The 14,801-nt window shown below is 55.2% G+C and carries 12 protein-coding genes; 3 read left to right on the top strand and 9 right to left on the bottom strand.

Annotated features, from left to right (window positions below):
- Position 1: 1 nt before the first annotated feature.
- The gene (gene prpC / locus hmeg3_RS15435) at positions 2–1,165 is read right to left on the bottom strand and encodes a 2-methylcitrate synthase (protein WP_094564510.1); all 1,164 of its coding nucleotides are present in this window, start codon (positions 1,163–1,165) and stop codon (positions 2–4) included.
- 45 nt (positions 1,166–1,210) lie between these two features.
- Positions 1,211–2,101: a methylisocitrate lyase gene (gene prpB / locus hmeg3_RS15440; RefSeq protein WP_094566386.1), complete on the bottom strand. Its 891-nt coding sequence runs from the start codon at positions 2,099–2,101 to the stop codon at positions 1,211–1,213.
- 272 nt (positions 2,102–2,373) lie between these two features.
- Here prpB and prpR point away from each other — a divergent pair, with 272 nt between their 5' ends.
- Positions 2,374–4,017 carry a propionate catabolism operon regulatory protein PrpR gene (gene prpR, locus hmeg3_RS15445; RefSeq protein WP_094564511.1) on the top strand — a complete coding sequence of 548 codons (1,644 nt, stop codon included), beginning with the start codon at positions 2,374–2,376 and terminating at the stop codon, positions 4,015–4,017.
- A gap of 313 nt (positions 4,018–4,330) precedes the next feature.
- Positions 4,331–5,623: an MFS transporter gene (locus hmeg3_RS15450; protein ID WP_094564512.1), complete on the top strand. Its 1,293-nt coding sequence runs from the start codon at positions 4,331–4,333 to the stop codon at positions 5,621–5,623.
- 216 nt (positions 5,624–5,839) lie between these two features.
- Here the strand turns inward: hmeg3_RS15450 and ntrC are convergent, their stop codons facing one another.
- The 4 genes from ntrC to glnA form a co-directional block, all read right to left on the bottom strand.
- The gene (gene ntrC, locus hmeg3_RS15455; protein WP_094564513.1) at positions 5,840–7,336 is read right to left on the bottom strand and encodes a nitrogen regulation protein NR(I); all 1,497 of its coding nucleotides are present in this window, start codon (positions 7,334–7,336) and stop codon (positions 5,840–5,842) included.
- A 108-nt stretch (positions 7,337–7,444) separates the two neighbouring features.
- On the bottom strand, positions 7,445–8,518 hold the full coding sequence (gene glnL / locus hmeg3_RS15460) for a nitrogen regulation protein NR(II) (protein WP_094564514.1): 1,074 nt from the start codon (positions 8,516–8,518) through the stop codon (positions 7,445–7,447).
- Positions 8,519–8,687: 169 nt separating this feature from the next.
- Positions 8,688–9,191, bottom strand: coding sequence for a DUF4124 domain-containing protein (locus hmeg3_RS15465; protein WP_094564515.1), 504 nt, complete (start codon positions 9,189–9,191; stop codon positions 8,688–8,690).
- A 116-nt stretch (positions 9,192–9,307) separates the two neighbouring features.
- Positions 9,308–10,723: a type I glutamate--ammonia ligase gene (glnA, locus tag hmeg3_RS15470; RefSeq protein WP_007880082.1), complete on the bottom strand. Its 1,416-nt coding sequence runs from the start codon at positions 10,721–10,723 to the stop codon at positions 9,308–9,310.
- A 370-nt stretch (positions 10,724–11,093) separates the two neighbouring features.
- Here glnA and hmeg3_RS15475 point away from each other — a divergent pair, with 370 nt between their 5' ends.
- Positions 11,094–11,558: a rhodanese-like domain-containing protein gene (locus hmeg3_RS15475; protein WP_094564516.1), complete on the top strand. Its 465-nt coding sequence runs from the start codon at positions 11,094–11,096 to the stop codon at positions 11,556–11,558.
- 193 nt (positions 11,559–11,751) lie between these two features.
- Here hmeg3_RS15475 and hmeg3_RS15485 read toward each other — a convergent pair whose 3' ends face one another.
- The 3 genes from hmeg3_RS15485 to hmeg3_RS15495 form a co-directional block, all read right to left on the bottom strand.
- A complete protein-coding gene (locus tag hmeg3_RS15485) occupies positions 11,752–12,447 on the bottom strand; it encodes a response regulator (RefSeq protein WP_094564518.1) in 696 nt (231 codons plus the stop codon).
- 10 nt (positions 12,448–12,457) lie between these two features.
- On the bottom strand, positions 12,458–13,147 hold the full coding sequence (locus hmeg3_RS15490; protein WP_094566387.1) for a response regulator transcription factor: 690 nt from the start codon (positions 13,145–13,147) through the stop codon (positions 12,458–12,460).
- 159 nt (positions 13,148–13,306) lie between these two features.
- Positions 13,307–14,563, bottom strand: a complete 1,257-nt coding sequence (locus tag hmeg3_RS15495; RefSeq protein WP_094564519.1) for an EAL domain-containing protein — start codon at positions 14,561–14,563, stop codon at positions 13,307–13,309.
- Positions 14,564–14,801 lie beyond the last annotated feature (238 nt).

Genomic DNA, 14,801 nt, shown 5'->3' on the forward strand with positions numbered 1-14,801 from the left:
ACTACTTGCGCTTGCTGATCGGCACAAACTTCAGATCTTCCGGACCGACGTAGTTGGCCGATGGACGAATGATCTTGTTGTCGATGCGTTGTTCGATGATGTGCGCCGCCCAGCCCGAAGTACGCGCAATCACGAACAGCGGCGTGAACATCGCGGTCGGTACGCCCATCATGTGGTACGACACGGCGGAGAACCAGTCAAGGTTAGGGAACATTTTCTTGATGTCCCACATGACGGTTTCGAGGCGCTCGGCGATGTCGAACATCTTGACCGAACCGGCATCCTTGGACAGCTTGCGTGCGACTTCCTTGATGACCTTGTTACGTGGATCCGAAATCGTATAGACCGGATGGCCGAAGCCGATCACGACTTCCTTGTTCTCGACGCGGCGCTTGATGTCTGCTTCGGCTTCGTCGGGATTGTCGTAGCGCTTCTGAATTTCAAACGCGACTTCATTGGCGCCGCCGTGCTTGGGGCCGCGCAGCGCGCCGATGCCGCCGGTGATAGCCGAGTACATGTCGGAGCCGGTACCGGCGATGACGCGGCTGGCGAAGGTGGAGGCGTTGAATTCGTGTTCGGCGTACAGGATCAGCGAAGTATGCATCGCCTTTTCCCACAGCTCGGACGGCTTTTCACCGTGCAGCAAGTGCAGGAAGTGACCACCGATGGATTCATCGTCGGTTTCCACTTCGATGCGTTTGCCGTTCTGGCTGTAGTGATACCAGTACAGCAGCATCGAACCCAGCGAGGCCATCAGGCGGTCGGCGATGTCGCGTGCGCCTGGCGTGTTGTGATCGTCTTTCTCGGGCAGTACACAGCCCAGTGCGGACACGCCGGTGCGCATCACGTCCATCGGATGCGATGCCGCCGGCAGCCATTCCAGCGCCGCCTTGACGTTGGCCGGCAGGCCGCGCAATGCTTTCAGCTTGGCCTTGTAGGCTTTCAGTTCCGCCGCGGTCGGCAGCTTGCCGTGCACCAGCAAGTGAGCGATTTCTTCAAACTCGCAGCTGTCGGCGACGTCGAGGATGTCGTAGCCGCGGTAGTGCAAATCGTTGCCGGTCTTGCCGACGGTGCACAGTGCCGTATTGCCTGCGGTGACGCCGGACAGGGCGACGGATTTTTTTGGTTTGAAGCCTGGTGCCGGTGCGTCTTTTTGTTCGCTCATCAAATCCTCCTGAAGGGTTGTATGGGGTTGGATTGCTATTTGTTCTTACTTGTTCTTTTGCTGCGCGAACAAGGCATCCAGTTTTTGTTCGAAAGCGTGGTAGCCGATGCGGTCATACAGTTCCATGCGCGTCTGCATGGTGTCGACCACATTCTTTTGCGTGCCGTCGCGGCGAATCGCGGTATAGACGTTTTCTGCCGCCTTGTTCATCGCACGGAAGGCTGACAGTGGATACAGCACGATCCCGACGTCGGCGCTCTTGAGCTCGTCCACGGTGAACAGCGGTGTCGAACCGAACTCTGTGATATTGGCGAGAATAGGTACTTTGACTGCCGCAGCGAATTGCTTGTACATCGGCAGATCGGTAATCGCTTCCGGGAAAATCATGTCGGCACCAGCCTCAACGCAGGCAACAGCACGCTCGATAGCTGCATCCAGACCTTCCACTGCGAGCGCATCGGTACGCGCCATGATGACGAAGTTGTCGTCGGTGCGCGCATCAACGGCGGCCTTGATACGATCAACCATTTCCTGCTTGCTGACGATTTCCTTGCCGGGACGATGACCGCAGCGCTTGGCGCCGACCTGATCTTCGATGTGGATAGCGGCAGCGCCGAACTTGATCATCGACTTGACGGTGCGCGCCACATTGAATGCGGAAGAACCGAAGCCGGTATCAACATCAACCAGCAGCGGCAAATCGCACACGTCAGTGATGCGGCGCACGTCAGTCAGTACATCGTCGAGATTGGAGATCCCCAGATCAGGCAAACCCAGCGAGCCGGCAGCAACGCCGCCACCCGACAGATAGATGGCCTTGAAGCCGGCGCGTTTGGCGAGCAAGGCGTGGTTGGCGTTGATGGCGCCGATGACTTGCAGTGGGGATTCTTCTTGAACGGCTTTGCGGAATGCGGCGCCGGAGGATTGGATGGCCATGTGTTCACCTCGGTTGTGTTTGCATGCGCTGCGGTGTTTCGACACTTCAAGTGTTTCATCCGTAGCTACTGCGCCCTTCATTGCAATCGCCATGCCACCGCCTGTCACATTTAAAACGTGCTCCTGATCTCATAGGAGAAAGCCCATAAGAATATGCAAAATCAACCACTTACAAATCAGTTATCGCTCTGACAATGAAGTACTAACCAATCTTGAAACGTTTCATTTCGTGTTACATTTGAAACACTGAAACATGCATATGAAACAAACACATGAAACACCCTCGCCCTCAGCATCGGGATCAAAGCGACAAACCCGTCATCTGGACAGTCTCCGTGTCGCGGCTGGTCGAATTGTTCCGCGACATCACATTGGAGTTCGATGATCAAGCTGACATCGAGCCGATCCCTCTCGGCTTCGAAGATGCGGTACGCCATATTCGCGAACGCCTCGCCACAGAGCACTGTGATGCCGTGATCGCAGCAGGATCCAACGGCGCTTATCTCAAGAGCCGCTTGTCAGTGCCGGTCATCATCGCCAAGGCCAGCGGCTTTGACGTCATGCAGGCGTTGGCAAAGGCGCGCAAGATTTCTCCCGACATCGGCATGATCACGTATCAGGAAACCATGCCCTCGCTGGTCGACTTCCAGAGTACCTTTGGACTGAACATCGTACAGCGCACCTATGCCACCGAAGAAGATGCGCGCTCGCAAATCAACGAACTGAAAGCTGCCGGCATCAAGGCCATCGTCGGCGCCGGCCTGATCACCGGTCTGGCGCAGGAGGCGGGACTGGCGGGCATCTTCGTCTACTCCGCCGCCAGCATTCGCCAGGCTTTCGACGATGCGCTGGAACTGGCGCGTTTGACGCAGCTGGAGTCGACACGCGGACGCATCCTGCCCGTAGCAGACACCTTGCGCGCACGGCATCACCTTAACGATCTGCGCGGCGATTCCGCGGCGATGGAATCGGTGCGCCAGTCGATCACGCTGTTTGCCAAATCTCCTGCCACCGTATTGATCCAGGGCGAAACCGGCACCGGTAAAGAATTGGCGGCGCAAGCAATTCACCGCGCGCATCCGCAAATGCAGGGCAAGGTGCAAGCACATCATCCTTTCGTCGCAGTCAACTGTGGCGCGCTGGCAGAGTCGTTGCTGGAGTCGGAACTGTTCGGCTATGAAGAAGGCGCGTTCACCGGATCGCGCCGCGGCGGTCGCGCCGGTTTGTTCGAAGCGGCGCATCGCGGCACCCTCTTTCTCGATGAAATCGGCGAGATGCCCTTGCCTTTGCAAACGCGCTTGCTGCGTGTACTGGAAGAACGTGAAGTCGTGCGCGTCGGCGGCACGCGACCGATCCCCGTCAATGTTCGCATCATCAGTGCGACGCATTGCGACCTCGACAGTCGCGTCAAGGAAGGACGCTTTCGCGCAGACTTGTTCTATCGCCTGAGTGTGTTGCGCATGACCTTGCCGCCGCTGCGCGAACGTCCCGACGATCTGGCGCCATTGGCGGAATGGTGCCTGAAGAATGCGCTGGCGGCGATGGACATACGTCCACACGCCAATCTGCACGCTGAGATCTTGCGTTGCGCTCCGCTGCTGGCTCGTCATGACTGGCCCGGAAATGTGCGCGAGTTGCGCAATATGATGGAGCGGCTGGCACTGTTCCTGGCGGCGGAACCCTTGCAGGCATTGACACCGAATCTGATCGCTCGCGTCGCACCGGAAATCGCGAGTGCAGATACGTCGGCTATCCGCACTGCAGCATTACCGACGACGAAACAGATCGGCCCAGCGGGAGCGGAAGAGTCTTTACAAGAGGTGCTCGCACGCTTCAACGGCAATCGTGCCGCAGCCGCAAAATATCTGGGCATCAGCCGTACAACCTTATGGCGCAAACTGGGTGAAAAAACTTAACCCGGTTTTGTATGCCGGGTGCGCATCACTCATCGCATCACCGGTCATCTGAGAGCCGTCATTGATCCACAGGTGAATCAACGGCGGGAGCAATCGCGCTTATTCCCGCAGAATAAGAATCGCATCACCTGACGATCTCAATGCGTGATTGACAGCCTCTCTCCCCTGCACGTATTCTCGCTCGGTTGCCTATAGACATCGGCATATCGAGGATATTGCGCATATTGTTTTAAGCATTTCGCTCATCGGAATCCTGGCAAACAATCCTCGACTAAAACGGCACCCCTCAACAATCTCACCAACGGGAGAACGCATGAATAATAAGAGTTCTGCAGCAACCGGCAATGATGCGTCAGTCAAGCTTCATCCACAAACCTGGCGAGCAGTTATCTCGTCTTCGATCGGCAATGCGTTGGAATGGTTCGACGTCCTGATCTACGGCGCGTTTGCCGTGGTCATCGCCAAGCTGTTTTTCCCGACCGACAATGAAACGGTCTCGCTGTTGGTGACCTTTGCGACGTTTGGCGTGTCGTTCTTCATGCGTCCGCTCGGTGCGGTTATCCTCGGCGCGTATTCCGATCGCGTCGGACGCAAGGCGGCATTGTCGTTGTCGATCGTGCTGATGACCATCGGCACCGCGATGATCGCGTTCATGCCAACCTACTCCAGCATCGGTCTGTGGGCGCCGGCAGGTATCGTTCTGGCGCGTCTGATCCAGGGCTTCTCGGCGGGCGGCGAATTCGGCAGCTCGACGGCATTTCTGGTGGAACACGCACCGCATCGCCGCGGCTTTTTCTCCAGCTGGCAGGTTGCCAGCCAGGGCCTGAGCCTGTTGATGGCAGCCGCTTTCGGCGCCGGTCTGAATGGTTGGCTGACACCGGAGCAGTTGTACTCCTGGGGCTGGCGTTTGCCTTTCCTGTTCGGCCTGCTGATCGGCCCTGCCGGTTTCTACATCCGTCGCCACCTGGATGAGTCGCCGGAGTTCGCACAAGCAGAACGCACCGAGACACCGCTGCGCGACACCTTCGCCACGCAAAAGATGCGCCTGCTGATCGGTACCGGCAGCGTGATCATGGCAACCGTGTCGGTCTATCTGTCGCTGTACATGCCGACCTACGCCATCAAGCAACTCGGCATGCCGGCATGGTCGTCGTATGCGGCAACATTGGTGTCGGGTCTGATCATGATGCTGGCGTCGCCACTCGTGGGTGAACTGTCGGACAAACATGGCCGTACGCCGTTCATGATTGCCAGCAGCCTGGCTTTCGTTGTACTGACCTATCCGATGTTCGTTTTCCTGACCGGTTCGCCGAGCTTCATCAACCTGCTGTTGCTGCAAATCGTGATCGGCATTCTGATGACGATGTACTTTGCGTCGATGCCGGCATTGCTGTCGGATATCTTCCCGGTGCAGACACGCGGCACAGGCATGTCGCTGAGCTATAACATCGCTGTGATGCTGTTTGGCGGTTTTGCCGGGCTGATCATTACCTGGCTGATTCAGACAACCGGCAACAAGCTGTCGGTCAGTTATTTCGTGATCTTCGGTGCTGCGTTGAGCTTCATCGCTTCGGCATCGGCACGTTATGTGTTGAAACTGCGCTGATCTTTGGTACACCGTCCGGCTCAGGTCGGACGCACGTAAAGTTGGATATAAAAAAAGGGCCGGATTCGTTAGCGAACCCGGCCCTTTTCATTTTGTTGTTCATCGTTCGGTTGCATTCTTTGCGAGGCATATCCGTGGCGATGTTTGCTTCCCTACCCCTCTACTGCTACCGCTCTCCCACTTCCCTTAACTTGTGCTTGTACTTTTGCTTGACTATCAGTCGTCTTCAGCGCCACCAATACCGAGCTCCTGAATCTTGCGCGTGATCGTATTGCGGCCGATACCCAAGCGCACAGCTGCATCGTTTTTGCGGCCGTGAGTATGCTTGAGCGCGATCTTGATCAGGGCAGCTTCAAACTGGCGACCGAGAATGTCCATGACTTCCGGGCGTTCTTCCGCCAGCATTTGCGCGGCTTCGGTTTCCAGCAGGCTGATCCAGTTGCGATCAGCGCCACCGAAGTCACCATCGACATTCGCCGCTGCCGCGCCACCATGTGACTCCATCGCAGGAGCGGGCGATGGTGCCGCCTGTGACGATACCGGCTGGAAGTTGCTGCTGCGTTCTTCGATCAGATCCTGCGGCAAGTCCTTGACTTCAACTGTCTGCCCCGGCGCCATGACGGTGATCCAGTTGCACAGGTTTTCCAACTGGCGTACGTTGCCCGGCAATTCAAGCTGCGACAAAAACTGCATCGCTTGCGGCGACAGGCGCTTGGCTTCGACACCGAGCTGACGTGCGCTTTGCGTGAGGAAGTGCCGCGCCAGGATCGGTACATCTTCGCGACGCTCGCGCAGACTCGGCAAGCGCAAACGGATCACGTTGAGGCGGTGATACAAGTCTTCGCGGAACAGACCTTCGCGTACGCGATGCTCCAGATTCTGGTGGGTCGCCGCGATGACGCGGACATTGGCCTTCAAGGATTGATGGCCGCCGACACGATAGAAATGTCCATCCGACAGCACGCGCAGTAAACGCGTTTGCAGATCGAGCGGCATGTCACCGATTTCATCGAGGAACAGCGTACCGCCTTCGGCCTGCTCAAAACGGCCACGGCGCATAGCTTGTGCACCGGTGAAGGCGCCGCGCTCATGGCCGAACAGTTCCGACTCCAGCAAGTCCTTCGGAATCGCCGCCGTGTTGAGTGCGACGAAAGGCTGTGCAGCGCGCGGGCTGTGCTTGTGCAAGGCGCGTGCGACTAGTTCTTTACCGGAACCGGATTCACCGGTAATCAGCACTGTCACGTTCGATTGCGACAGGCGGCCGATGGCGCGGAAGACGTCTTGCATCGCCGGCGCCTGGCCGAGAATTTCCGGTGCGTTGGCGGAGGATTGCTCCACGTCGGTTTCACGCAGGCTTTCTTCCAGCGCGCGACGAATCAGTTCAACGGCTTTGTCGACGTCGAAAGGCTTGGCCAGATATTCGAAAGCGCCGCCCTGGAACGCCGACACTGCCGAGTCGAGATCCGAGAAAGCGGTGATGATGATGACCGGAATGCCGGGATGCTTGGCTTTGATGGTCTGGAGCAGTTCCAGACCGGATGCGCCAGGCATGCGGATATCGGAAACCAATACTTGCGGCGTGCCGGTCTGCAATGCTTGCATCGCATCACGCGCGCTGGAAAAACTTTGTGTGGCGAGATTTTCTCGCGCGAGGGCTTTTTCCAATACCCAGCGTATCGATTCGTCGTCGTCAACAATCCAGATCGGTTTCATAGTCTTATCTTTTCCTGCTTTGGTAGCGTGTAATAGACAGCATCAAAGGCATATGCCGGTGTTGCATTTGCTTCAGTCCCCACCTTCCCGATCATTTAAAAACCGTGATCAGGGAAGCGGGATCAAAATTCTGAAATCCGTATATCCCGGCCGGCTTTCACATTCGATAACGCCCATATGTTGCTGCACGAATGTTTGCGCCAACGTCAGTCCCAAACCGCTACCTCCTTCCCGCCCAGAAACCAGCGGGTAAAAAATACGGTCCTGGATGTCTGGTGAGATACCGGGGCCATTGTCGATGATATGCAAGTCTAGTGCCAGCCGGTAACGGACCTTGGCCAGCGTCACTTGACGCGCAACTCGCGTTGCCAAAACCAGCTCGGCGTCACCCGCACGAATGCGATCGGCAAGTGCCTGCGCGGCGTTATGAACAATGTTGAGCAAGGCCTGGATCAACTGTTCCTTGTCGCCGCGAAATTCGGGAATCGACAAGTCATAGTCGCGGCGAATGGTCAGACCATTCGGGAACTCGGCAAGGATGAGGCTGCGCACACGTTCGCAGACTTCGTGGATGTTGACGTCGCCGACGATATGCGGCCGGCGATGCGGCGCCAGCAACCTGTCCACCAACGTCTGCAGACGATCGGCTTCCTTGATGATGACCTGGGTATATTCGCGCAGCTCTTTCAGATGGCGCTCGGGCAATTCCAGCTCCAGCAACTGCGCTGCGCCGCGAATGCCGCCGAGCGGATTCTTGATCTCGTGCGCGAGGTTGCGGATGAGTTCTTTGTTGGCCTGACTCTGATCAAGCAGACGCTCTTCCCGATCCAGCTTGAGTTGCTGGACGTTTTCCCGCAGTTCCAACAAGACCGGCGTGGCGGCGCTATCGAGTGCGGTGACGATGGTGTGGACTTGCAAAGGCTCGCGTCCCATGCGCTCCAAAACGAGGTCCAGCCGCTTGTCGGCAAACTGATGGGCGACAGCCTGATAGAACAGCGTGGCGAGTTCTTTTCCATTGAGAAAAAGCTCACTCAGCTTTTGTTGAGAAAGCACCTTGAAGGAGCTCTCCAACAGATTTTCGGCAGCGGCGTTGGCATAGACGATGCCGCCGTTTGCGTCGAGAATGATGACTGCTGAAGCCAGCAGATCAAGACCATCCAGTGAAGGTAGCGTTGTTTTCATGCGTTCCGGTTAAAGCTTATGAAATGCTTGTGAAATGCCTGTGACAGCAACCAACAATCGAACCAGCTATACACAGGGCGTGATTGTCAGCTTCCCTTCAGCTAAGCAAGATTTGGGCAAGCCTGCGACGACGCTGCATTTCTGACTCACGCAATGACGAACGCGCTAGTTAACGTACGTTCGCAAGCTCCCGTTTGAGCGCCGCAATATTGCGTTCCGATCGTGCCATGTCGTCCCTCATCCCGGCGACACGCTCCTGATATTTGGCGTAGTTGCGCTCGTCGCCTCGACGTTCCGGCTCGCCGTTGTTGAACTCCGCCCTTAACCCCGCCAGCTTCTTTTCTTCCGTATTCAATTCATCTTGCAATAGCAGCTTACGGTCGCTGTCGCGCGACTTCTGCGTATTGGGATCGACCTTGGGAAAACTGGCGACTATCGCGGCTGTCGTGCCTGCACCTGATGCAACTGCCGTTCCGCCCTGCATCGCCCGCTTTGGCTGCAATACTGCGGCAGGCAAACCTGGCAATTCGACTTTGCGGCACCCCTTGGTCGTCCCGGTATTCTTGTATTCTTTTGCACCGTTTTCATCGGTGCAGACATAAACGTCATTTTGCGCCTGTACGTCACCCAGGCAAGCTAAGCACAATAGTGCGCCCACTGCGAGAAACTTCATTTTCCAACGTCCACTTATCGAAATGCCGATTAGTGTATGACAACACACTCACAGTCTCGATAAGCCATAAAAAAAGGGAAGCAAGCTTCCCTTTTTTATCAATACAAAATCGACGATTACAGCGAGTAGTACATGTCGAATTCGATTGGGTGTGTCGTCATGCGATAGCGTTGCACTTCCTGGCCCTTCAGGTCCAGGTAGGCATCGATCATGCTGTCAGTGAAGACGCCGCCACGTGTCAGGAACTCGCGATCCTTGTTCAGTGCGTCCAGCGCTTCTTCCAGCGATGCGCATACTGTTGGAATCAGCTTGTCTTCTTCTGGTGGCAGATGGTACAGATCCTTCGAAGCTGCTTCGCCTGGATGGATCTTGTTTTGCACGCCGTCCAGACCTGCCATCAGCAGAGCCGAGAAGCACAGGTATGGGTTCGCCAGTGGGTCTGGGAAACGTGTTTCGATACGACGGCCCTTAGGATTCGCAACGTGTGGAATACGGATCGATGCGGAACGGTTACGTGCCGAGTAAGCCAGCTTGACCGGTGCTTCGAAGCCTGGAACCAGACGCTTGTACGAGTTGGTGCCTGGGTTGGTGATGGCGTTCAGCGCCTTGGCGTGCTTGATGATACCGCCGATGTAGAACAGCGCGAATTCGGACAGGCCAGCATAGCCGTCGCCTGCGAACAGGTTCTTGCCGTCTTTCCAGACCGATTGGTGAACGTGCATACCGGAGCCGTTGTCGCCAACCAGTGGCTTAGGCATGAAGGTCGCTGTCTTGCCGTAGGTGTGAGCAACGTTCCAGATCACATACTTCAGTGTTTGTGTCCAGTCAGCGCGCTCAACCAGTGTCGAGAACTTGGTGCCCAGTTCGTTTTGACCTGCGCCGGCCACTTCGTGGTGGTGCACTTCAACTGGAATGCCCAGGGATTCGAGGATCAGGGACATTTCCGAACGCATGTCCTGGAAGCTGTCGACTGGTGGCACTGGGAAGTAGCCGCCCTTGACGACTGGACGATGGCCGGTGTTGCCGCCTTCGAGCTTGGCGCCGGAGCTCCACGATGCTTCTTCGGATTCGATCTTGACGAAAGAACCGGACATGTCCGCACCCCAACGTACGCCGTCGAAAATGAAGAATTCTGGCTCAGGACCGAAGTAGGCTGTGTCGCCCAGGCCCGAGGACTTCAGGTACGCTTCAGCGCGCTTGGCGATGGAACGTGGGTCACGGTCGTAACCCTTGCCGTCGGATGGCTCGATCACGTCACATTGCATGAACAATGTGGTTTCTTCCATGAACGGGTCGATATTGGCAGTATTTGGATCAGGGATCAGCAACATGTCCGACGCTTCGATACCCTTCCAGCCGGCGATCGACGAACCGTCGAATGCATGACCGGATTCAAACTTGTCGATGTCGAAATGGGAAACAGGAACCGTTACGTGCTGCTCTTTACCCCGGGTGTCGGCAAAACGGAAATCAACAAACTTGACTTCATTGTCTTTCACCAACTTCAAAACCTCTGCGGCCGTCCTTGCCATGCGAATCTCCTAAAACGAGGAAGTAGTATAAATTTGTACAATTTGGGTGATGAGCCGACTACGTGCGACTTGATGTGTGCAGCAAATACAACAGATAGTGCGCCAGAACTCAGGCGGGAATGATAGCAGATTCCATGCCATCAACTGCCTTGTGTTGATGCTTATGGCATATTTTAGGGAGTTATCGACGGACAGGCGTTTCCGAGCAGTGCATGGATGACTTTTGATTGAATCATTATGGTGCATATTTAATTTAATGCACCAATTAAAAACATTTTTCATGTATCGCACAGTTTTGGTGCGATTAATTGCGATTCAAGTTCCATTTAGCAACTTTTGGGAATTTTTCTTATTTTTAACAGGAAGCAACATGACCTCCAGCAACGACATTTTTTCTTCTGCCAAACAACGCGCCCAAAGCGGCCAGTTCCCTTACGCGGGAGCAGTGACGCCACAAGAGGCCTGGTCATTACTTCAAGGCAACAACGCAGTCAAACTGGTGGATGTCCGCACCAAGGCCGAACGCGATTGGATCGGCCAGGTGACACTACCGGCCGAGCAGCATCTGGCGGTGCAATGGAACCTGTATCCGGAAGGCACGCCGAATCCACAGTTCCTGGAGCAACTTGCCGCCGTTGCAGACAAAGACTGCGTACTGCTCTTTCTATGCCGCTCGGGCGTGCGCTCGCGTCATGCCGCCAAACTTGCGACCGAAAATGGCTACACCCAGTGCTACGACATTCTGGAAGGCTTTGAAGGCAATAAGGACAGCGCAGGACATCGCAAGACCATAGAAGGCTGGTGCAAGGCGGGATTACCGTGGGCAGGCGCCTGAACAAGGCTGCGGCACTAGCGATTGTTCTTTCGGACTGACGAGGGAATTAATGAAAGAGAAGAGCAGCGCGGCCAGATGGCCGTCCAAAAAAAGCTGCAGTTTGCGCAGGGATTTGTTGCCGAATGCCTGAACGCCTTATCGAGCTTTGCTGTGCATCTGCACGCCCATGGGCAGGCACTCAGTTCAGCTCAGTTCAGATAGCGTGCAGTTGCTGATTCAAGATAGCCAGTTCGGCGTTCAGTTCGGAAACCGGCGCTGTCTTACGCACGGCGATCGCTTCGATGCGCACAAGCGTCTCAACGATTTGTGATGCACCCATCGTCAGTGCAGCACCTTTCATACGATGCGCCATGCGCCCGATACCCATGAAGTCGGCTTGTGCGAGCAAGGTTTGCATGGTGTTGAAGTCTTCCTGCGAAGTCGAACGAAACAACGATTGCAGATCAATACCCTTTGCGTCATTTGATGTCGTCGCAGGGGGAGCAACAACTTCCACGTCACACCAGAGCGACAATATCTTTTTCAGTTCATCAACCGGAAGAGGCTTACTCAACACACCATCCATGCCACTATCCATACACATTTGCATATGAGCTGCATCGGTTTCCGCCGAGATGGCGATGATCGGCGTATGCGCACTCTCCTCTTCCCGCTCGCGCTTGCGCACCTGCATTGCGACGTCGTAACCACTCATATCGGGCATCTGACAATCGAGCAAAACGAGGTCAAACTCGATCTTTGAGATTGCCTCCAAACCAGAGGCGCCGTCATTCGCCGTCGCCACACTGCATCCCAACTTCTTCAGTTGTTTTTCGATGACGACGCGGCTGGTGGCGGAATCATCCACGACGAGAATCAATGGTTGTGGAGTCGACGAAATGGTGGTCATGTGATGCGCCTTATAAATCCTGAAGTTGATGCTGTATCTTGAACAATTCGTTGTCGTTGCGCACACCGAGTTTGCGAAACGCAGCCTGCTTTTGACCACTGATGGTCTTGACGCTGCGCGCGAATTTTTCAGCGATCTGCGTTACGCTCATCCCGTCAAGGCAACAGCGCAAGACCTCTCGTTCCCGAGGAGATAATTCGGTGTGATCAGTGAGAGAGTCGCCTGCTCCAGATAAATCATCTTCCTGCGCATTATTGCTGGACAGCATGGAGGAAATCTCCGCCGCCATCAGTGGATTGAGGTGCACCCTGCCAACGGACACTGAACGCACCGCAGCAATCAGCTCGGACAACTCCTGCTCTTTGCCGACAAAACCACGTGCGCCCGCCCTCATGGCCAGAGCGACCGTAGCAGGATTGTAATGGGAAGATGAGACAATGATTTTGCTGCCGGGAAAACGCACCTTCAAGGCGCGAATCAGATTCAGTCCGTCAATGTCGTTGACGCTCAGTGAATAGTCGATCAACAAAATGTCCGCCGGGGTAGCGCGCAGTGCGGACATCATGTCTTTGCTGGTCGCGTAAGCACCAACCACCTCAAAGTCAGACTCTTCTTTCAGTCGCGCTGCAAGTCCATGCCTGACGACAGCATGATCATCCAGTAGCGCGATGCGAATTGCATTTGTTCCTGCCCATGCCATCATGACGTCCTTTCACGAGCACCCATTTACGCAGCAAAACCGATAAGCACCGGCATTGATGGCTTGCTTCGCCTGGATCCCATCACGACAAAATTCGGGCCCACGACCAAACGAATCACGGTCGAGTGTATCAAAAATAGCAAAAATGCAATAGCAAGTTCACGCATCTACGAGGCCGTTGTTAAATAGATGCGCAGCACCAACACTGCTCAGGAATTCGTCCTGTTGCATCGGTTTGGCGATCGGGCCTTGCCCATACAGGCAGCCCATCGCGGCAAGCACCTCCATCTGCCGCGCGTTCTCGATGCCTTCAGCCGTGACTTTGAGCTTGAGTCGCCTGGCAATATCGATGATCGATTCGACCATCACGCGGCACTGCGCCTGACGCAGAAATTGACGGACGAAATGACCGTCTATGCGAATCTCGGTGAAAGGCATCTGCGACAACAGCTTCATAGTCGAAATCCCCGAACCAAAATCATCGATGGACAGGCCCAATCCACGCAGACGCAAGCGATTGATCGAAGCCGCCAGCTGCAAAGCCTGTTGCGGCGGCTCTTCCTCTGACATGCCGACGACGATAAGCGAGGGAGCTATTTCATGCCGCTGAATGCGTTCGTAGAGATAGTCGGCGATCTCCGGCGCCTCCAATGTCGTTGCGGAAGCCTTTACGCAGATAGGCATGCTGCAGCCGAGTTTTGCCAACTTTTGCTGCGTCTTCAGTACATGATTGAATGTGCGATAAAACAACATCAATCCGAGTCCCTGCTTCTCGATCAGCGCCATGAACTGGCCCGGCGACAAGCCGCTGAATTTGGGATGACTCCAACGCACCAGTGCATCGGCGCCGGTAACCATTTTCGTTTTCAGGGAAATATGTGGCTGATACCACACCTCGAATTCGCTGGTATCGCAGATTGCCCGCAAAATATCGTCTTCGTTGATGGCATCCTCAAAGAAAAACCGCGTCGATTTTGACGTCTTTTGCGGCACCGCACTGCGCGCATTCAATACGACCAGAGCGCCATCGACTGCAGCGCTCAAAGCTACCGAGTTCACCGGCTTTGCGAGCGTATCGACAAAAGGAAAACCTGCCGATCGCGCCATCTGCAAATGCGACTCCAACAGATCACCATCATGTACACTCATCCAGATCAGCATGGGTAGATCCCTGCTGCTGCGCATTGGCAATGCCGTTTGTGCCAGCACAAATTGAGAACCGTCCATGTTGGGCATGCCGATGTCGCACAATAGCAAATCGGCTGCACGCGCCCTCAGCATGACCATTGCATCAAGACCATCCGTCGCATCCCGAACATCGATGGCACCAAGTTCTTTTATTTTTGCGGCGATGAAGGCACGCTGAAGGGGTTCGTCTTCGACGATCAAGATAGAAAGATCCGCAATAGTTCTCATAGTCGCTCCAACGTGATGGCGCTTGTCGCAGCGCATTACATAGCTCATTACAAGAAGCCATTCTGACTGTCGCGTTATCTGGCGTAAATGAGAATCCTCTTAATTTCAGTCTTCGTTTTTCGGTGAATGACGAAAGAAATTCAGGATATGTTCAGAGAAAGAATTCACTCACTTAAAACCAGTATTTTTATTAAATTCTATTCGGCGAATAAGTAATCTCTTACTTTTTGATCGACCA

It is taken from the genome of Herbaspirillum sp. meg3, from assembly GCF_002257565.1.
GTDB lineage: Bacteria > Pseudomonadota > Gammaproteobacteria > Burkholderiales > Burkholderiaceae_D > Herbaspirillum.